Source organism: Ectothiorhodosinus mongolicus, assembly GCF_022406875.1.
Classification (GTDB): Bacteria; Pseudomonadota; Gammaproteobacteria; order Ectothiorhodospirales; family Ectothiorhodospiraceae; genus Ectothiorhodospira; species Ectothiorhodospira mongolica.
Genome location: NZ_CP023018.1, coordinates 1,801,619 through 1,821,688 on the forward strand (window position 1 = coordinate 1,801,619; position 20,070 = coordinate 1,821,688).

The following is a 20,070-nucleotide window of genomic DNA, read 5'->3' on the forward strand; positions in this document are numbered from 1 at the left end:
AAAAAAAAGCCCCTGCCATGCTCAGCTGCATGACAGGGGCGAGACTGGCCTCAATCAGGCATGCGAACGACGATAACCGCTACTCACGCCAAACAGGTTCAACATCAAAGGGAAGACGGCAATGGTGTACAACACACCGAAGCCAATTCCAGAACCGATTAGCATGGCGTAATCAATTCCTGAGAGCATAGCCCAGCTGGACTTGGTCGTGTAGGGCAAGATGATGACCGACACCACGAAGACCAATGCCCCGAAAATGATCGACGCCTTAATCGGCAACTTGAATTGGATATCGCTATTCATGGCGCGCGTGAAAAAGATTGCCAGCAACACGATATCCACTACCATCACCGGCACAATGATGTAGAGATAATTCAAAAAGAACTCGTGAACCACCGAGATCAAACCAATGAGTGAAAACGCCATGACAGGTTTCCTTTATCGCTAAGGGGAATTAGATACGGCCACGCAGCATGGCGCGATAAGCAGCCAGCAGCAGACGATCTTTCATCACCCAGGGGACCCAGTGCTCTTCATAGGGACTAATAAAGTCGAACGAGGGCACCATGTCGAGGTTGTAATCAAACTCCACCAAAATGGCTTTGCCCAAGCCGGTGATCAGCGGGCAGGAGGTGTAACCGTCATAACTGGCTGTGTGTTCACGACCGGCAATGCTTTGCACCATATTGGTCACAGCCACGGGTACCTGGGCTTTAACACTGGCCGCGGTTTTGCCGATGGGTGTACCGACGATATCACCTGCGCCGTAAACATTGGCGTAACGCGCATGCTGCAGACTGAAGCGGTCGACTTCCAGCCAGCCACGAGCCGGGCCCTCTGCTGCGGCCAGCGGACTTTCTCGCAGGGAGTCAGGTGCGGACATGGGCGGTACCACATGGATAAAGTCATAATCCAACGTCTCCCGACCAATCGGCGTTTGGAAGGTTGCGCGGCGAGCATCGGCATCGATGGCCACCAATTGGTGATCCCAGTGAAGACTGATATCGCGCTCGGCGAAGTTATTGATCAGCCACTCATTGGTAGCCTCCACAGCGAATAGCGAGGTGCCGGGAGTGAGGTAATGGAACTCGCCGCGGGCTCGATTGCCGCGTTCTTTCATCCGGCTTTCGGTGAGCATCGCCATCTTCAGCGGCGCACCGGCGCACTTCATCGCACCCGGGGCCCGGGTGAACAAGGCACGGCCGCCTTCGCGGGTGTACTTGTCAATCGCCGTCCAAGTCTGCTGAGCATATTCGGGACGGTCGTACACACAACCAATACCGCGCGTGCCGATCAGCTCAGGTGACATCCCTTCGACCGCACTGTGGTTCACCTGAAGGCCAGTGGTGACCATCAAATAGTCATAGCTGATGGCTTCACCGGCATCGGTGATTACCCGGTTATTGTCCGGATCGTACTCGCGCACCATGGCATGCACCCAGTTGACACTGGAGGGCAGGTAGCGCTCATTGCGGTCAACGGTTTGATCCACATTCCAAACACCGGTGGCCACCAGAGTGAGGCCGGGCTGGTAATAATGATTGCGGCGGCGGTCAATAATGGTGATGTTCGCGCCATCAAGCTCGCGGGATAAGCGCGTGGCGCAGGACAGGCCAGCAGCGCCAGCGCCAACAATCACCACATGAGCATTGGTTTTGACTTTGGCTTGAGCCTGGCCGGCATACAGCAAGCTAGAAGTGCCAGCCCCAGCAAGTAAAGCGCCGCCACCAGCCATACGCAGAAAGTTTCGGCGCGAGACATCTTTCTCCGCCAGAACTCGCTGCACCGCGCCATTAAGCTTCAAATTGGGTTTGCGCATGCTGTTTCTCTCCTTGGCAAAAATAAGGTCACCGATCGGATCTAAAGCCCGCTTCAGTTTCGAAATAAGTATATTAGGTATTGCTACCACAGCACGTTTGGGTTTGCCGTCAGCTTGCGCACAGTCAATTAAATTCGCCCAAAATCTTGAGGTATTTCTGTCGCGATAAAGTCTTGGCGCCCATGCGCAGCAGGTGCTCATTGGGCATTTGGCAATCAATAAGCGCAAAGCGCCGCTCGATGAGATGGCGACATAAGTGCACTAAAGCCACTTTTGACGCATTACTCTCGCGACTGAACATCGATTCAGCACAAAACACCTGATCCACGGCTACGCCGTATAGGCCGCCAACCAAACACCCCTCGCGCCAGACTTCTACAGAGTGCGCATGGCCTTGCGCATGTAACTCGAGGTAGGCCTGCTGCATCGCCGGCGTTATCCAAGTGCCATCATCGGCGCTGCGCGGCGCGGCACAGCCGGCCACCACTTCAGCGAAACTGCGATTGTGGGTGACGCTAAAGCGTTCCTGCTTGAGAATGCGGTTTAAGCTGCGACTGATGTGCAACTCTTGGGGCACAATCACGGCGCGCGGATCCGGACACCACCAAAGAATGGGCTGATCCTCGCTAAACCAGGGAAAAATCCCCTTGCGATAGGCATACATCAGGCGCCGCGGACTTAAATCCCCACCCATGGCCAGCAGCCCATTGGGATAGTCCAAGGCCTGTGCGACCGGCGGGAAAGCCGCCATCGGCTCGCCCGGTGGCAAAACAGTAATCGGCTTCATTCACGAAACGGTGATAACTCCATCAACTGCGCACATTGTGCTTGCATGGCTTCTTCTTCGCGACGACAGAAGTCATGAATGGGTGCACGAAATCCCGGTTCCTGAACCCAATGGCCCGACCAAGTGGGAGTCGGTAGAAATCCGCGGGCGATCTTATGTTCGCCTTGCGCGCCCGGCTCAAAGCTTTGTAGGCCCTGTTCGATGCAATATTCGATGCCTTGGTAGTAACAGGCCTCAAAATGCAGGCCGTCATAGTCACGCCGCGCTCCCCAATAGCGCCCATACAAAGTGTCATGGCTGGCGTAACATAAAGCAGCAGCTACCGGTTCGCCCTGATCCTCCGCCAGAATCATCAATACCTGCCGCCCCAAAGCGCGACCGGTCTCGCGAAAAAAAGCCTCGGTAAGGGTGGGGATGCCGTATTTGCGTTCAAAGGTATCCATGTAGAACCCATGAAATACCTGCCACAGTTCGTCACTGATTTCATCACCGTATAAGCGTTTTAGAACGAGGTTTTGTTCGGTGACGCGGCGGCGTTCACGTTTGACGTTCTTGCGTTTTTTCGAGCTGAACCCTGCCAAAAAATCCTCGAAGTCGCGATAGCCCTGATTGCGCCAGTGGTACTGACAGCCCATGCGCAGAGACAAGCCGGCCTCACGCATCGCCGCGGTATCGGCCTCATCGGTGAATAAGAAATGCACGCCGGAGAAGCGGCTGCCGACATGCTCGATCGCCTGTTGGATTAAGGTGTGTCTGAGGACCCGCGCATCGCGTTCTGGATGGACCAAAAGTCGCTGGCCAGTGGCTGGAGTGTAGGGGATAGACGACACCAGCTTGGGGTAATAATTGAGCCCGGCGCGCTCCCAAGCCTGCTGCCAGGCCCAGTCAAATACGAACTCACCATAATTGTTGGTCTTGGCATATTGCGGCAGGGCGGCCACCAAAGTGCCATCGGGTTCACGCAGAAGAAGATGCCGGGGGTACCAGCCAAACTTGGCGCCCAAGCAGTCATGGCGCTCTAAAGCGCTGAGAAAAACGTGACTTAAAAAGGGGTTTTTGTCGCCGCCAAGCCGATCCCATTCCTGGGCGCTAACGGCATCCAGTTGGTCGCTAAGCTGAAGTTCCAGGGGAACTGGGCCCTCAGACATTATTCGCCCTCATGATTCATCCAGATACTTCTCCGCATCTAGGGCCGCCATACAACCGGCGCCCGCCGAGGTTACCGCCTGACGATACACCTGATCCATGACATCGCCGGCAGCAAAGACGCCAGTGATGCTGGTTGCGGTGGCATTGCCGGTGAGGCCGCCTTTGACCTTGATATAGCCATTATCCATTGCCAATTGGTCGGCGAAGATTTCCGTATTCGGGCGATGGCCAATGGCGATAAACACCCCCTGCAGGGTGATGTCTTCGGTGGCGCCAGAGTCGGTGTGTTTGATGCGCATACCCGTCACCCCGGAATCATCGCCCAAGACCTCATCCAGCACATGATTCCAAGCGATGCGCACTTTGCCTTCTTTTTCTTTCTCGAACAGCTTGTCCTGCAAAATCTTCTCGGCGCGCAGCTTGTCACGGCGATGCACCAAGGTCACATGCGAGGCGATGTTGGCCAAGTACAAGGCCTCCTCAACCGCGGTGTTGCCACCCCCGATCACCGCCACCGGCTGATTGCGGTAGAAAAATCCATCGCAGGTCGCGCAAGCGGAAACGCCGCGGCCTTTAAAGGCCTCCTCTGAATCCAGGCCTAGATACATGGCTGATGCGCCCGTGGCAATAATCAGTGCATCGCAGGTGTAGCTCCCCGCATCACCAATCAGCTTAAAAGGCCGCTCGCTCAGCTCGGCGGTATGGATATGATCGAAAATAATCTCTGTATCGAAGCGTTCGGCATGACGTTTCATCTCTTCCATCAGCGCTGGACCCTGAACCCCATCCGCCGCGCCCGGCCAGTTATCGACATCGGTGGTGGTGGTCAGCTGACCGCCTTGTTCTAAACCAGTCACCAGCACCGGCGCGAGATTAGCACGTGCAGCATAAACCGCAGCGGTATATCCTGCGGGTCCAGAACCTAGAATCAGTAAACGGCAGTGTTTGGAATCGTTCATGCAGCAGTGCACCATTGGATGAAAATCAGCAGGGACGTTAATCTACCCAAATCTGCAATAGATTTCACTTAACGAGCGCAACATTGGCAGCTTTAAAACGCAGTAAAAAAACCGCCGGCTCAGGCATGGCGCCCACCACAGCCGTTCGGCCGATGCAAAGACGGCTGCGCGAAGTGGCGTTATTGGTACTTACCGCGATCGCGGTTTATCTGTTCCTGGCCTTAATCAGTTACAGCCCCGATGATCCGGGTTGGTCCCGCACCGGCTCTGATTTGCTGGTGCAAAACCTAGGTGGCCGGGCAGGCGCGTGTTTCGCCGACATCTTTTTTTATGTGTTTGGCTATCTCGCCTATCTAGCCCCATTTGCCGTGGGTTTTAGTGGTTGGTGGATCTACCGCGGCCGCAGCGACACGGGACAGCTCGACTGGGGCTTTCTGGCCTGGCGCTGGACCGGTTTGGTGTTGACGCTGGTCGCGGGCTGTGGATTGGCGGCGATGCATTTTGTCGGTGAGGTTTTGCCAGTGACGGCTGGCGGAATTCTCGGCTTGGTGGTGGCGCAGACGATGCTGCCCGTCCTAGATCTAGTCGGCAGTAGCCTCCTATTGCTGGCGGTATTCCTAGGGGGTCTGACCCTGTTCACCGGCATCTCATGGCTTCGCCTGACGGATCAGCTGGGGCGGCTTTTGTTGGCTTTAGCTGGCTTGACTATCGGCGCTGTGCGTCGCTTGCAGGAATTTGTTTTAGAACGCCGCGCCGCCAAACAGGCTAACAACAAACCTCAAAGGGCGGCAAAACAGCCCATCGAGCCGCCGCGCACCACCCAAGCGACGCCGCGCATAGAACCCTTAGCCGCGGTGGTGGCCACACCAGCACCGGCGATGCCCAAACCGATGAAGCTGGATCAGATGTCCTTGTTTGATATCGGCAAGGTCGACCCCGATAAGCCGCCGCCGGTGGATTTATTGGATGATCCCAAACCCCAAAAGGGCGGATTTTCCAACGATGCGCTCCAGGATATGGCGCGCCTGGTTGAAGAAAAGCTTGGGGACTTCGGGGTCGAGGTACAGGTGGTGGCGTATCATCCCGGACCGGTGATCACCCGTTTCGAGCTGCAGCCGGCGGCAGGCGTGAAGGTCAGTCGCATATCGGCGCTGTCCAAAGATTTGGCACGTGCGCTTTCTGTTTCTAGCGTGCGCATCGTTGAGGTGATTCCCGGTAAGTCCACTGTTGGTCTGGAGATTCCCAACCAAAAACGCGCCTTGATCAGTTTATCTGAAATCGTGCGCGCACCCATTTTCGCGGATGCCGAGTCGCCGCTGACCTTGGCGTTGGGTAAGGACATCAGCGGCCTGCCCGTGGTGGCGGATTTGGCGCGCATGCCGCATCTGTTGGTGGCGGGCACGACTGGCTCGGGTAAATCCGTGGGCATTAACGCGATGCTGTTGTCGATGCTTTTGAAAGCACGGCCCGATGAGGTGCGCATGATTCTCATCGATCCCAAGATGCTGGAGTTGTCGGTTTATCAAGACATACCGCATCTGTTGGCACCGGTGGTGACCGACATGAAAGAAGCCGCCAATGCGCTGCGCTGGGGCGTGGCCGAGATGGAGCGGCGCTATCGTCTGATGTCACATTTGGGAGTGCGCAACATCGCCGGCTGCAACCGCGCCATTGAAGACGCCAAACAGCGCGGCGAGCCGCTGAAAGATCCCTTCCACAATGTGGGCGGGGAATTCGAGGCGCATGTCCCTGCGCCCGATCTGGTGCCCATGCCCTATATCGTTATTGTTATTGATGAATTCGCCGACATGATGATGGTGGTGGGTAAGAAAGTCGAAGAACTCATCGCTCGATTAGCGCAAAAAGCCCGTGCTGCCGGGATCCATTTGATCTTGGCCACACAACGCCCCTCGGTGGATGTCATCACCGGTCTGATCAAAGCTAATATCCCCACGCGCATGGCCTTTCAGGTCTCATCGCGGGTGGATTCGCGCACGATTCTGGATCAGATGGGCGCAGAGCAGCTTTTAGGCCACGGCGACATGCTCTATCTGCCGCCGGGCAGCGGCCATCCGGTGCGTCTGCATGGCGCGTTCGTCGCCGACCATGAAGTGCATCAGGTGGCGCAGTACTTACGCGCCCAAGGTCAGCCCAACTTCGTCGAGGATGTCTTGTCCGAGCCGGAGTCGGGGGCGGCGTTTATTCCGGGTTTGGAGCCGGTGGGTTCCGGCGCGGAATCGGATCCGCTTTATGACCAAGCGGTGGCGATCGTGTTGGAGTCTCGTAAAGCCTCCATTTCTTATGTGCAGCGGCGCCTGAAAATTGGCTATAACCGGGCCGCGCGTATGATTGAAGATATGGAGAACGCCGGCTTGGTGAGCGCCTTGCAGCCCAATGGCAATCGCGAAGTCCTCGCGCCGGCACCACAGAACTAAGAAGACCACCTCACATGGCAGACATACATGAATGTGGATACTGCTAGCGCATGCAGAAGTCTCATAGAACCGAGATGATCGTGCCACTGTCCAAGCTAAACGCGTTTACCCGAGGATTTAAGATGAAAACGATTGTGGCAGCGCTCATGTTTCTTATGCTCGTATTGCCGGTTCAGGCAGGCGAAGGCCGTGAGCGCCTGCAGGGCTTCATCAGCACCATGCAGAATTTCTCTGCGCGTTTTGAACAGGTGGTGCTTACCGAGCGCGACGAGGTCATGCAAGTCACTGAGGGCCGGGTTTATCTGCGCCGTCCCGGACAGTTTCGCTGGGATTATGAGACACCCTTTCGCCAGCAAATCATCTCCGATGGCGATCAGCTGTGGTCTTATGACGAAGATCTGGCGCAGGTGCTGGTGCAGCCGATCGATGCCGCGCTGACTCAAACGCCGCTAATGCTGCTCACCGATCCGCAGCCGCTGGACGATAATTTCGTGATCACCGAAGAGGGCATGATTGACGACCTCCTGTGGGTGGCGCTAGAACCTAAGGGTGATGATGCTGAGTTTTTGCGCGTCCTCATCGGCCTAGACGAGCGCATGATCAGACGTATGGTTCTCTACGACCCCCTCGGTCAACAAACCCGCATCCGCTTCACCCAAACCGTCCTCAATGGCCCCATGGCCACGACCCTCTTTCAATTCACGCCGCCCGACGACGTCGACCTCATCCAGCAATAAAAAAACCGGGACAGATTTATTTTTCGCGATTGGGGTCGTACCCCATTCCTTTTTTTCAGCTCGAGCAGACCCCACTTGGGGTCGTGCCGCGTCCTAGATCGCAGCCGGCTTAGGTGCCAAGAGGCAGTGAATCGCGATACTATTCCGCAACAGCAGCACCGCGTTGCGCATATGAGCTTGGGGGATTCGCATGGAAGTATCAGAAAAAAACAATCTGATTGTCGGTGAAGGCGTGCGCGTCAATGCCGCTGTCGAGGTGCCAGGCGAGGTGCATGTGGAAGGCACGATCTGTGGTGAAGTGGTAGGTCAGCACATCAAGATAGGCACGACTGGACGCATCGAGGGCTGCCTTGAGGCCGATCATATCGAGATCAGTGGTTATGCGGGTGAGAAGGTGCATGCCCGTAAGACTCTAGTGCTGAGATCCACTGCGCATGTGATCGGCGAGGTGCAGTATGAAGCGCTGCAAATCGAGGCAGGTGCAAAAATCCAGGCTAAGTTGCAGTGCAGCACGAAATTGCCCGAAAAAAATGAAAAACCCATAGAAAATAAACAAATAAGTACAGGCGAAGAGGAAAAAAATACCTAACATAATTTATTTTTTGCTAAGATGATACCTATTCAGGGGGGTAATATTCACCGGAGGCTTCATGTCAGCAACAGAAAAAGGCAATTTGGTCATTGGCCAAGGTGCTAAAATAAAAGGCGATATTCAAGCTCCGGGGATGGTGACTATAGCGGGAACCGTGACTGGTAAGCTTCGCGGCAAATCAGTTCAAGTCACCCAAAGTGGTCGTGTTGAAGGGGAGCTGCATGGCGACCAAGTCGAGATAGAAGGGATTGTCAGTGACGCCATAACGGCTAAACAAAACCTTCGAGTGCGTGCCTCGGCTCAAGTCATGGGAAATGTGCACTATGGCTCCATTGAAATTCAGAATGGCGCCCGTATTGATGGGCAATTGATCGCTGAACAAAAAGCACGCAGCTAAGCACAACAAGCACGCGGTTAGGGGTTTATGAGGAAAGCGTCGGATTATCAGTGGCTGGAAGCGCTGCGCGAGAGTTTAGGCGCCAATAGTGACAGTGCTCAGGTGCTGATTGCCACCTCCGATGGTGCGCGCCATATCGAGATGTCGCGGCGAGATATCGACCGCTTGCTGGCCGACCATGACAGACGCATCAAAGGCCAAAAGCGCCTCTTCACGTGGATTGTCACCATGGTGCTCATTGCATTGATGGCCACCGGCGCTAATTATTTCTTGCTCAGTGGTCAATACGCCCAGCGCTCTGGCGAATATCAGCAATTGACCAATGCGCTGGATGAATTGCTGTACACCGCGCGGTCGGATACCACGCTACCCATCAGTCTTGATCCCAATGATTTAGAACGCAATGTGCGTGAACTTTCATCGGTGCTGGCCTACACGGATCAGGCGTTTCGTATCTATGTCGAGTCCACCCGCCCGTTACTGGGTGAGCGCCGCCAAGCACTGCAAGAGAGTCTGGGTTCTGCCGGATTTGAACTTGAGCGAGTGCAACAGGTGATGCAGGAGTCTCAGCCCGTCGGTGGTATGTTGGTGGATCGCGAAATCAGCCGTATCTTGGATTTATATCTCGATGATCCAATCTACAACGAGCTTGAGGCTCTGAGCATGCTAGATACCTTCGCGGACTCACTGCCCAATGCGCGTCCGGTGGTAGCTGGCCGAGTGACTTCGCCCTTTGGCATGCGGCGTCACCCCGTGACCGGACGTTTTGCGCCCCATCGCGGCGTTGATTTTGTCTCTTATGAAGACCGCAGTATCCTCGCCGCCGGAGCAGGGCGGGTGAGTTTTGCGGCGCGCGATGGCGGCTTTGGCAAGGTGGTAATCGTGGACCATGGTATGGGTATCGAATCACTTTACGCCCATTTGGCTTCGTTTGATGTCGAGGAAGGTCAGTGGGTAGAAAAGGGCGACCAGCTGGGCGTCATGGGCGCCACCGGCCGCACCAGCGGTATCCACCTGCATTACGAAGTGCGCTTTAATGGGCGCTATCTAGATCCGCTGAAAGTCTTTGAGGTGGGCAGTTATGTTCGGTAAGAAAAAACAAACCCCAGAGATGCCCGTGCAACCCGGTCAAGTAAAGGTGGGCTCACAGTCAGCTGACATGACCAAGCCGCAAACACCGCCATCAGATTCTGCGTTGGTTGCTAAGGTGCCGCCCAAAGCCAATGGCGAGGTTCCCGTCAAAGCATCCGTGGTCAGTGAGGGTACACTTGTCAAAGGCTTTATTGAGGCCAAAGGACCGCTGCATTTCCTCGGTCACATCGAGGGTGAGGTGAAAGCTCCGCAAGTATCGTTGGGGGCTTCAGCCCAGCTTAAAGGCATTATCCGTTGCGAACAGCTCTCCTTGCATGGGCGCATTGATGGCGAAATCCACTGCCGCGAGCTCGTCGTTGGCCGCACCGCCCACATCCAAGGCTCTGTCCACTGCGAGTCCATCTCGCTTGAGACCGGCGCCACCCTCAACGGCGACATCCAAGTCAAATAATGGGGTACGACCCCTTTTGGGGTTGTACCCCATCTAGCTGCCCATGGCGGCGCTCTTGACCACTGCAAAAACAGCCATCCCAGGCCGCAGCCCAAGCATCGCTGAGGAGCGCTGACTCACGCGCGCTAACAAAGTGGTCTCACCAGCTTGGAGGCGCACAAGCGAGTAACCAGGATGGGGGTCATCAAATGTGTCCTGTACGCGCACCGGCAAATAATTCAACACACTCGTATCGGTGGGTTTGCTGAGACTGATCCCCACGTCCCGCGCCATAATGCGCACCCGAACAGGACCCCCCGCAGGCACGTGGGCGCCCGGCATCAGCAAGGTGCCCCCAGAAAAAGACAACTCCGTCAGATGATGCTCGACATGATACGCAGTCACTCGAGCATTAATCACCGCGGCTGCGCCCTCAGTGTAAGCCAAAGGCAAATCCGCGCGGGTCAGTATGTCTTGCAAAGGGCCTTGAGCCAATAACTGTCCCTCACTGAGCACAACCATATGATCAGCCAGTCGCATGACCTCATCGATATTGTGGCTGACATACAGTACCGGGATCGACAGCTCATCGCGCAGCCGCTCCAGGTAGGGCAGGATCTCCCCCTTGCTGATATCGTCGAGAGAAGCCATGGGCTCATCCATGAGCAACAGGCGCGGACTGGTCAAAAGCGCCCGAGCAATAGCCACACGCTGTTTTTGACCGCCGGATAATTCATCCGGAAAGCGTTGCAAAAGTTCCGATAAACCCAGCAACTCAATGGTCTCCTCCCAGCCCACGAGGCGTTGGTTGGCAGCAACCCTCTTAAGGCCATATTGCAGATTGCTTATCACCCGAAGATGGGGAAATAAACTCGGCTCTTGAAACACAAATCCCAGCGGCCGCAGATGGACTGGAGTGAAATGCCCCTCGTCCTGCCAAATCTCATCAAAAAAGCGCAGCGCACCGTCATAAAAATGCTCCAAGCCAGCAATGCAGCGAAGCAGGGTGGTTTTGCCAGAGCCAGATCGGCCGAACAATGCCGTGACGCCCTGACCGGGGATCTTGAGATCCACATCCAGCGCAAAGGCGCCGCGCTGCACCTGAAAACGCGCCGCAATGGTCATGTCGCCAGACTCACGACTTTAAACTTGCGGTTCAAAGCAAACACCATCAGCAGCATCGAAAACGACAAAGCGACCAAAATCGCCGACAGCGTATGTGCCGAGGTGTAATCCATCGACTCAACGTGATTGAAGATCGCGATGGAGGCGACCTGAGTTTGGCCCGGGATGTTACCACCCACCATGATGATGACGCCAAACTCCCCCAGCGTGTGCGCAAAAGACAACACTGCTGCCGTCAAAAAGCCGCGTTTGGACAAGGGCAGGATGATGCTAAAAAACCGGTCCAGCGGTGAAGCGCGCAGCGTTGCCGCGACCTCAAGAATACGCCCCCCAGCGGCCTGAAAGGCGTTGGTTAACGGCTGCATCACAAACGGCAGGGAGTAAATCATCGAGCCAATTACCAGCCCCGTAAAACTAAAGGCCAGATGATTAAACCCCAGCGCCTCGAGGCTGCCGCCTACCCAACCTTGCGGTCCCAATAAAAGCAGCAGATAAAACCCCAACACCGTCGGCGGCAGCACCAAAGGCAGCATCACCAGCGCCTCGATCACGGTTTTGCCACGCCACTGCGTATGCGCCAGCCACCAAGCCACAGGCGCACACAACACCAAAAGAATACTCGTGCTGATTAGCGCCAGCTTAAACGTGATCCAAAGCGCGGTAGCATCCTGCGGTGAAAGCATCATTCAAAAACCGGGACAGATTTATTTTTGGGGTGAACCACAAACAAGATGCGCCTGGCACGACTCGGAATAATAAACAGTGACATGAGCGCGATGATAGCAAAAAAGGGGTCTGTCCCCTTTTTTCTAGTGATAGCCGGCAGCCTCAATAACTGCTCGCGCTTCGGGCCCTCGCATCCAGGCCATGAACCGCTCAGCGGCCTCGCGTTCGCAGGTGCGCTTTAGGATAATTGCCTGTTGCTCAATGGGGTCGTACCCCATTTGTGGTGGCATCCAGTACGAGCCAGGCACTCGACCTTCAGCGTCGCGAACCTGAGCCAGTGCCACGAAGCCCAGCTCCGCCGCGCCCGAGGCCACTTGCTGATAAGTCTGGCCCACTCCTTGACCACGCACCAGCCGCCGCTGGGTATTCAGTTCGTCCCAGACACCCATGTGCATCATGACCTGCTGCGCCGCTACGCCGTAGGGGGCCGTGCGCGGATCTGCCATCGCTAAAAAACGAAAATCACCGCTGTGCAAAACCTCACCCGCTGAATCCACAACCTCCTCACGTCGCGACCAGAGCACCAGAACTCCCTGGGCATAGGTAAAGCGGGACTCAGGGATACCAAGCCCTTCCTCGGCCAGGCGTTCGGGGCGCACAGCATCAGCGGAGAAAAACACATCAAACGGCGCGCCATTGACAATTTGCGTGTATAGCGCCCCCGATGCCCCAGAGCTTAGAGTGATTTGCGTCCCAGTCTCCTCACCGTACAACGCGCTCAGCGTTTGTAATGTCCCAAAAAAGTTCGCGGTCACAGCAACGCGCAGCTCAGCCGCGCCCAACACCGGGGAGAGGCCCAGCAGAATGGCCGCCAAAAAGGGGACGCATTTATTTTGAGTTACGAGCCCCATCAATTTGTTCCACATCGTGGCACGCTAACTCCCCAAGTTAAGTAAGGGGTCAGACCCCTGTGGATAAAAAAAATAAATCTGTCCCGGTTTTTACTAAGTTCGCTTGAGATCGGCTAATCGCCGCCGATCGCGCTTATCCGGCCGGTTGTGCGGATGTGGTGTGGTCAACGCTCCCAAGCGTTGCAGCTGCCTTTGCCGCTCACGAGTAGCGATACTCTCGGGCGTCTCTTCATAAAGCTGCTGAGCCCGTGCTGCAGGCCCACGCTTATCATCCAGATCCATCACCTTAACGAAAAAGGTGACAGACCCCTTTTTGATGCTCAGCTCATCCCCGATGCGCAGTTCGCGAGACGGCTTCGCGGCACCGCCGCCCACGCTGACATGCCCCGCTCTAATGGCCTCCACAGCCAATCGCCGCGTTTTAAAAAACCGTGCAGCCCAAAGCCAAAGGTCGAGGCGAACACGAGTCTCTGAGTCTTTGCCGCGCAAGATTCACTCCGTCAAAGTCACCCTAGGCGCTACTATCCCAATCGCGCCAAGCAACCACAAGCCTTGTTTCAAAATGGGGTCTGACCCCTGTGGATAAAAAAATAAATCTGTCCCGGTTTTAATCAACTGCGTCGCGGTGATACGAGCGCATCGCGGCCACGAAGCTGATGATGGCAATGGTGGCGCAAACGATGATCAGCGAGAAGATGGCCTGTGACGCGGCATACTGGCCTTCAAACGCGCGATCCATGAGGAAGCCTGCGATCGGTGGCCCAAGGCCCAGTCCTCCAACGCTCATGACGAATAAGTACACGGCTCCCGCCAAAGCCCGCTGATCGGGCCTCACCATGAACTGAATCAGCGCGGCGGCAACGCCATTAAAAGAGAAGGAAAACAAGACCGCCGTACCGAGCAAAATCAAAGCGGTGAAGCCGTCATCCGCAAAAAGCCCTAGCCCATAAAGCGGTAGCGCCGCGACGATTGCAATAATCCCAATCCAAAAGCGCCGCGCTGGATTTTTACGCGCAAGATAATCAGCGAGTAGGCCCATAAAAATGACGGTCACAGCGACGCCAAGCTGGAACCAGCCATAGTGCCGAATCAGATCAGGGCGCTCAAACACATCGACAAAAATGATGCTGATAAATGCCAGTACCGTGTAACCGATGACCCCCAGCATGCCAAAGCCGAGCAGATGCAGCTGAATCGTGCGCTTGCCCAGCATGTCGCGCAGGCTGGCAAAAATGTCACCGACGAAAGTTCCGGCAACGAACCGGTTTACGCGCACATCGCGAATGAAGAAACAGGCCACCGGCGCCAACAGCAGCCCCGGAAGGCCAACCACCACCATGGCGGTTTGCCAGTCGGTATTTTGCGCCACAGTCCCGCCGACCAAAAAGGACAGGCCGATGCCGATGAAAATGGCCGAGGCATACACCGAAAAAATACTGGCCCGTAGTTCCGGGCGGAAGGTTTCTGCGAGCAGCGCATAGGCCGCAGGGCTGAGCATGGCCTGACTCACCCCCAGGATCAGGCGATACACCACGAGCATCGCAAATGAAGTTGCGAACCCGCTCAGTACAGTCACTAAACTCCAAGCGAACACCGCAATCGCAATCATCTTGCGCCGCGACCATTGATCAGCCAGTCGCCCCATGGGGATGCCGGCAACGGCATAGATCAACGAAAAGGCGGTGCCATACAGCAGGCCGATTTGCACATTGGTTAGCTCGAAATGCGCGCGGATTTGTGGCGCGAGCACGGCAACGATCTGCCGATCCACAAAACTCAGCACATAAATCAAAAACAGGATGACGATCAGCCAGAACGAATAGCGTCTAAACACCTATGCAGCACCAAAAAAGGGGTCAGACCCCTGTGGATAAAGTGGGGTACGACCCCGACAGATTTATTTAATTTATTTTGAGCATAAACTGTAAAAAGCATTATGCCATCAGGTGAAATTAACGCGGTACTGAGTAGCAGCTCTTACCAGCCGAGAGCCACTCATACCCATCTTGCGGGTGATATTGCGTCGGTGTGTCAAAATGGTGCTCACTGAGCGCTCCATACGCTCAGCAATGTCTTGGTTTCGTAAGCCCTCGCCGATGAGCATGAAAATCTGCATCTCGCGTCTTGTGAATAAATCCCTTGGGTTTTGGGTCAATGAATAAGGCTGGATTTTACCCATCATCTGACGGATTGGGTTTAAGAGCGTGTTGTAAGCGGAGGCCTTGTCAACAATGGCACCTAAGTGGGGGTCGAGCCATTGGGGGGCGATAAAATTATCGGCCTCGCCTGACAAGACAATGACCTGTGCGTCTGGGTTGATCTCTCGTAACAAATGTTGCGCAACACGCAAACCCGAGCCATCTGGCAGAAATAAATCCAGAAGCAGCAGATCCGGCTTGTGCGTCGCGCATGCCGATATGCCCGCCGCCACGCTATGTGCCACTTCACACACGTTGACATCTGATATGTTGCGAAGCAGCATCGAGAGCATTTCGGCAAACATACGTTCATCTTCAAGGATGACTGCCTTGAGAGATTGCTTGTCCGTTTGATGCATTAGCATGGTTCCTCGTTTGCTTGATTAAGAAGTATGTTGAAACAAGCACCCTGACCGGGTGTTGATTGTGCGATCAACCCCGCTTGGGTGCGCCTAATGAAGCTTCTGATCATGAATAGCCCCAAACCATGGCCCATGGATTGCTCCTTGGTTGTGTAGAGGGGGTCGAATAAGTGGGCTTTCTGTCTTTTGTTGAAACCATGGCCAGTGTCGCAGGCTGAGATCTGAACGTATTCGCCTGTCGGTAAATCACCAACGTCCAAAGCTATTTCGCCGTCCCATTCGTACAAACTGGCCCTAAAAATTAGTTGGCCGCCATCTGGCATCGCATCTCGGCTGTTCAGTGCGAGGTTGAGCAGCGCCATAAGCAGAAAACCAGGATGACTGAGCACTACCCAATCCGTATCTATCGATGACCACTGAATCTTGATCTCCGGACCCAAGATATTTTGTAACAGCGCGCGGAGTTCGTCGAAGATCTTGCACACGGCCACTGGCTGCAACTGAAGTTTTTGATCACTGCCGAGGCTCAGCAGTCCGTTGGTGAGCATGTGTGCATGCTTTAATGCGCCACCCATGATTTCCAAAGGCGCATGCATTTCATCCCAGCTCTTCTTGTCCTTAACTGTATTTAGTGTGCCGTGTCCCATCTGCAGGACACCCAATAAATTATTGAAGTCATGCGCTAAACCGCGTGCCATAAAACTAATCGTCTCATACTGATTCGCTTTCAAACGCAGAGCCTCCGTGCTTTTTCTCTCATGTTCTAAGAGTTGGGCTTGTTTGAGTGAAATCTCTCGCTCAAGCAGTTCTCTGTCTGCATCTTCCTTAAGCAGCAAAATTAATCCCGGCGTCTGTATGATTACTGCTAAAAAGGCGATCAGGAAAAGCATTAAATTGCCCGCGGTAATAACGAACAAACTCAGCTCGCTAAGTAGCAGGGTCTCTCCGGCCCGGTATAGAAAAATGCTGGCGGTAATCAGATGCGTGAAGGCAATGGTTCGCGCTGGGATTGAATCTCGTCGTGAGGCTGTAATCAGCAGCAAAAACATGGCTAACTGCATTGCCAGAGAAAGGATTGAAAAAAGAAAAATTCGGTGGTTTACGGTAATCCCAGGCACATCGACAAGGATCATTAGGTTAAAGGCCGTCACGCCAATGAGAGAGAAAATTATCACGTACTTTTGCAGATGCTCGCGCTCAAAATACCCAAGATAAGCTGTCAGCAGAGCTCCTTGACCTAAAATGATCAAACTATTACCTACATGTAGGGTTAATAGGTCGGGATAAATGCCACGCAGGGATACACATAAAATCCCCAGACCGATGAGCAGCATACCCGCACCCCAATGCGGCAAGATCGGCGTGGGCGCGTAGCGGCGAAACAGAATCGCAATGCCACCGGCCACGAGATGGCCAAAGCTGCTAGCAAGCAGCAGAGTTCGCTGGTCAAAGGTCTCTAGAAACCACATGCCGTTATATTAGACAGTTTCTTGGCGTATTGATTGATCACATTTGGGTAAAAAGCTACTCGAACTACCCAATGGATTTATTTGGGGTCAGACCCCTGTGGATAAAGTTGGGATAGGGTCTGAAAAGGGGACGGATTTATTTTTGAGGGAAAACCCAAAAGATTATGCCTCCCTTCTTACTTAGGGAATAAGTTTTCGCACGGTTTGCAGATATTCCTGGCCTTTTTCCTCGATGGTACTGAAATCATTGGCCTCGGAACCCACATGCACTTCCTCGAGAACATCGGCAAGCTCAGCCAGCTCCAGAGTGAGACGCTGCAGGGCATTTTCCAGAGTGTATGTGATCTCATGAACTTCGGCTGAACGGGCAGTATTCATTGGTTCAGCCAAAACCGTGCCTAAGCGTTGGTTGTACTCCGCTAAATTCGTCAGCGCAGCATCCAGAGTCGGAGCAGGCAAGCCTTTAAAATGATCAACACGTGCATCTGCCAGGGCGACACCAGCCAAAGGCATGAGAGGTACCAAAAGCAGCAAAGCTAAGAACATTTTTTTCATCAAAATCACCAATTCGAGAAGAGAGGAGTGGGCAATACGCCCGAGCTAGCGTAATTCCATTTAATGCAAATAGCAATCATTACTATTTGATGGCTTGGACGCTCAGTCCACATGATCATAAATATGCCGACCACGGCTAAAAATAAAATCAGAATGGGGTCAGACCCCTGTGGATAAGTGGAGGCTGAGCCCGGAATCGAGCTCGCATTTCAAATGCATTCACGCACTTTTGAGATCGCCTCCAAACGCCGTTTAGGTCACGCAGACTCAATGAGAGCGGCATCATCATTTCGTATGGCATTGACCCAACTCGATTACGAGAAAATGCTACTTTCACCCTCGATCATTTTTCGGTGGGAATTACTCCCCGTGTCGCTCTTATAAATAACTCTATCTTGCGCCATTCAAAGGATTGGGTGCGCAAAGTGATTGATAAAAAGTAATAACGCAAGATTACGCAAGAAAAAGCTAATTAGTTAGTAGTATTAAACTGTTGCCTAAGTACCTTCTAAGAGGTAATTTAGGGCGTGCACATTTACATTGTCCAAAAAGCTCTACCAAACGCCATCGCGGCTGCAATCCGGTCTCTTTGCGTCATCGGCATTGGGCTGGCATCGGTCTATGGACCGGCCTTGGCGCAATCTCTTGACCCTGCGATCACCCTCCCTGAGGTGGCGCCACCCATAACAGCGCCGCCTCCAAGCCCAGAGTTCTTCATCGATGGTGGCCCACTATTGGGGGTTGAACCAGGCGGGTCGACGTTCGTGCTTCAAGGAGTGCGCATTGCTGGGAATACGCGGTTCACCGACCAGGAACTCACCGCAGCGATAAGCGAAAAAATCGGCACAGATGTTGATTTTGCCGCGCTGCAAGAGATTGCCAACACAATCAGCCGCTTTTATCGCGATGCGGGGTACCCTTTCGCGCGTGCTTACCTGCCCGCCCAAGACATCCAAAACAATATTGTTGATTTTGAGGTTTTAGAGGGCAAATACGGCGAAATCAGCGCCGTAGACGCCCTTGCCGCCACCCCTGCAATCGCTCTGCAAAGCCGTCGCAACCGCGCTCTCGAAGGCATCATCCAAGCGCTTGAGGAAGACTTTGATATCTCCGAGCTCACTCAGGTGATGGCCGCAGTTGATGAACTCTATGACTCCCGAATGGATTCCATAGAAGAGGAGTATGCGGAATTCGAATTGGAACGCAAACCGAACCCCGAGGCTCAGGCGTTTCTGGGAAGAATACAAACCGGTGATCTGATGGAGTCACGACAGATTGAACGTCTTGCACTTATTCTCGACGACATCCCCGGCTATACGGCTGTTCCAGTGGTACGTCCCGGAACGCTGCGTGGAACCGGAGACCTAGAGGTTCGAATGGTGGAGGATGAACAAGTCATTATCTCCGCTGGACTCGATAATCATGGCAGTAAGGCCTCAGGCCGTAACCGTGCTCGCGTGGATATCGCCCGCTCACGAAACTTTGTCTTTGGCGATATCCTCAGTTTCACAGGATTAGTGACAGATGAGCAGACCTGGCTGACTTCTTTTAGTTACGGATTGCCATTAGGCAGTAGCGGGCTTCGTCTCACCAGTAATGCACTGATCAGCAGTTACCAACTCGGTTCAGGGGAGTTCGCAGGCCTAGCGGATGGGGGTACCCATCAACTCGGTGCTCGGCTGAGCTATCCACTGCTTCGCAGCCAATCCCGAAATATCACGGTTTTTGGTGGGGCCAACTACACCTGGTACGAGAACAATCGTCTCACCGAAACCGAAGAGTACAACATCACTGCCTTACCCGTGGGCATAAACTTCGATTGGCGAGATCAGATCGGAGGTGGTGCGGTTACCTATGGTGCACTCACTGTCGAGCACAACCGTATCACCAATGATGAGCGGGTGGCTGGCCCTGACGAGAGCTATAACATCCTCTCACTCAACGCTGCCCGAGTGCAGCGCATAGCGGATCGTTGGCAGGCACTCGCGCGACTCTCCCTTCAGTATTCTGATGACTTCGTTGACAGCGCCAGTTTCATCTCTCTCGGGGGTGCTAACGCAGTTCGAGGTTATCCCGTCGGTGAGTTCAGCGGTCGCCGTGGGGCCGTATTCCAGGGTGAGGTCAGCTACAACATGCGGCGCTATCCCGCCACGCCTTATGTATTCATCGATTTGGGCCAAGCAGAGCGCATCTCGGCCGTGTCCGAAGCCGAAACCCGGAGCCTGGCCGGTTATGGCGTGGGTTTGCGGTATCGCATTGAGAATCTGAATTTTGATGTCGCTGCGGCTTGGGACAGTGAAGGTGGAGACTCGGTGGCAGAGCCTGAGACCAGCTTGCCATGGATATGGTTTTCCATGAGTAACCGCTTCTGATGCGCCGGATAGAGA

At 54.4% G+C, this 20,070-nt stretch carries 20 protein-coding genes; 7 read left to right on the forward strand and 13 right to left on the reverse strand.

The window, feature by feature from the left end; translation table 11 throughout:
• Positions 1–54: 54 nt before the first annotated feature.
• The 5 genes from CKX93_RS08830 to trxB form a co-directional block, all read right to left on the reverse strand.
• Positions 55–426: a hypothetical protein gene (locus CKX93_RS08830; RefSeq protein ID WP_076753940.1), complete on the reverse strand. Its 372-nt coding sequence runs from the start codon at positions 424–426 to the stop codon at positions 55–57.
• A gap of 28 nt (positions 427–454) precedes the next feature.
• Positions 455–1,819: an NAD(P)/FAD-dependent oxidoreductase gene (locus CKX93_RS08835; protein ID WP_076753942.1), complete on the reverse strand. Its 1,365-nt coding sequence runs from the start codon at positions 1,817–1,819 to the stop codon at positions 455–457.
• Between the two features lie 124 nt (positions 1,820–1,943).
• Positions 1,944–2,606: a leucyl/phenylalanyl-tRNA--protein transferase gene (gene aat / locus CKX93_RS08840; protein WP_200799792.1), complete on the reverse strand. Its 663-nt coding sequence runs from the start codon at positions 2,604–2,606 to the stop codon at positions 1,944–1,946.
• Positions 2,603–3,754, reverse strand: a complete 1,152-nt coding sequence (locus tag CKX93_RS08845) for a GNAT family N-acetyltransferase (RefSeq protein ID WP_200799793.1) — start codon at positions 3,752–3,754, stop codon at positions 2,603–2,605. Before CKX93_RS08845 ends, aat begins: the two co-directional genes overlap by 4 nt.
• 9 nt (positions 3,755–3,763) lie before the next feature.
• Positions 3,764–4,714, reverse strand: coding sequence for a thioredoxin-disulfide reductase (gene trxB / locus CKX93_RS08850; RefSeq protein ID WP_076753944.1), 951 nt, complete (start codon positions 4,712–4,714; stop codon positions 3,764–3,766).
• A 125-nt stretch (positions 4,715–4,839) separates the two neighbouring features.
• Here trxB and CKX93_RS08855 point away from each other — a divergent pair, with 125 nt between their 5' ends.
• From CKX93_RS08855 to CKX93_RS08880, 6 genes are all read left to right on the forward strand, one after another.
• Entirely contained in the window at positions 4,840–7,149 is a 2,310-nt protein-coding gene (locus CKX93_RS08855; protein WP_234982750.1) for a DNA translocase FtsK, read from the forward strand.
• 122 nt (positions 7,150–7,271) lie between these two features.
• Positions 7,272–7,886 carry an outer membrane lipoprotein periplasmic chaperone LolA gene (gene lolA, locus CKX93_RS08860; protein ID WP_076753948.1) on the forward strand — a complete coding sequence of 205 codons (615 nt, stop codon included), beginning with the start codon at positions 7,272–7,274 and terminating at the stop codon, positions 7,884–7,886.
• 190 nt (positions 7,887–8,076) lie between these two features.
• Positions 8,077–8,475 (forward strand): bactofilin family protein, encoded by a 399-nt coding sequence (locus CKX93_RS08865; protein ID WP_076753950.1) that lies wholly within the window; start codon positions 8,077–8,079, stop codon positions 8,473–8,475.
• Between the two features lie 61 nt (positions 8,476–8,536).
• Entirely contained in the window at positions 8,537–8,875 is a 339-nt protein-coding gene (locus CKX93_RS08870) for a bactofilin family protein (RefSeq protein ID WP_076753952.1), read from the forward strand.
• Positions 8,876–8,902: 27 nt separating this feature from the next.
• Entirely contained in the window at positions 8,903–9,967 is a 1,065-nt protein-coding gene (locus CKX93_RS08875; protein ID WP_076753954.1) for a M23 family metallopeptidase, read from the forward strand.
• A complete protein-coding gene (locus CKX93_RS08880; RefSeq protein WP_076753956.1) occupies positions 9,957–10,418 on the forward strand; it encodes a bactofilin family protein in 462 nt (153 codons plus the stop codon). Before CKX93_RS08875 ends, CKX93_RS08880 begins: the two co-directional genes overlap by 11 nt.
• Before the next feature lie 33 nt (positions 10,419–10,451).
• On the opposite strand, the gene modC is transcribed toward CKX93_RS08880, so the two are convergent.
• From modC to CKX93_RS08920, 8 genes are all read right to left on the reverse strand, one after another.
• Positions 10,452–11,522, reverse strand: coding sequence for a molybdenum ABC transporter ATP-binding protein (gene modC, locus CKX93_RS08885; protein WP_076753958.1), 1,071 nt, complete (start codon positions 11,520–11,522; stop codon positions 10,452–10,454).
• Entirely contained in the window at positions 11,519–12,208 is a 690-nt protein-coding gene (gene modB / locus CKX93_RS08890; RefSeq protein WP_076753960.1) for a molybdate ABC transporter permease subunit, read from the reverse strand. Before modB ends, modC begins: the two co-directional genes overlap by 4 nt.
• Positions 12,209–12,331: 123 nt before the next feature.
• Entirely contained in the window at positions 12,332–13,099 is a 768-nt protein-coding gene (gene modA / locus CKX93_RS08895) for a molybdate ABC transporter substrate-binding protein (protein ID WP_084178615.1), read from the reverse strand.
• A gap of 93 nt (positions 13,100–13,192) precedes the next feature.
• Entirely contained in the window at positions 13,193–13,588 is a 396-nt protein-coding gene (locus CKX93_RS08900; protein ID WP_076753962.1) for an RNA-binding S4 domain-containing protein, read from the reverse strand.
• Positions 13,589–13,706: 118 nt separating this feature from the next.
• Positions 13,707–14,933, reverse strand: a complete 1,227-nt coding sequence (locus tag CKX93_RS08905) for an MFS transporter (RefSeq protein WP_076753964.1) — start codon at positions 14,931–14,933, stop codon at positions 13,707–13,709.
• A gap of 108 nt (positions 14,934–15,041) precedes the next feature.
• The gene (locus CKX93_RS08910; RefSeq protein WP_159435501.1) at positions 15,042–15,656 is read right to left on the reverse strand and encodes a response regulator transcription factor; all 615 of its coding nucleotides are present in this window, start codon (positions 15,654–15,656) and stop codon (positions 15,042–15,044) included.
• Positions 15,656–17,128: a sensor histidine kinase gene (locus CKX93_RS08915; RefSeq protein WP_076753969.1), complete on the reverse strand. Its 1,473-nt coding sequence runs from the start codon at positions 17,126–17,128 to the stop codon at positions 15,656–15,658. Before CKX93_RS08915 ends, CKX93_RS08910 begins: the two co-directional genes overlap by 1 nt.
• Positions 17,129–17,308: 180 nt before the next feature.
• The gene (locus tag CKX93_RS08920; protein ID WP_084178557.1) at positions 17,309–17,683 is read right to left on the reverse strand and encodes a DUF6746 family protein; all 375 of its coding nucleotides are present in this window, start codon (positions 17,681–17,683) and stop codon (positions 17,309–17,311) included.
• Positions 17,684–18,210: 527 nt separating this feature from the next.
• On the opposite strand from CKX93_RS08920, the gene CKX93_RS08925 reads away from it, so the two are divergent.
• Positions 18,211–20,055 (forward strand): ShlB/FhaC/HecB family hemolysin secretion/activation protein, encoded by a 1,845-nt coding sequence (locus CKX93_RS08925; RefSeq protein ID WP_076753971.1) that lies wholly within the window; start codon positions 18,211–18,213, stop codon positions 20,053–20,055.
• Positions 20,056–20,070: the final 15 nt, after the last annotated feature.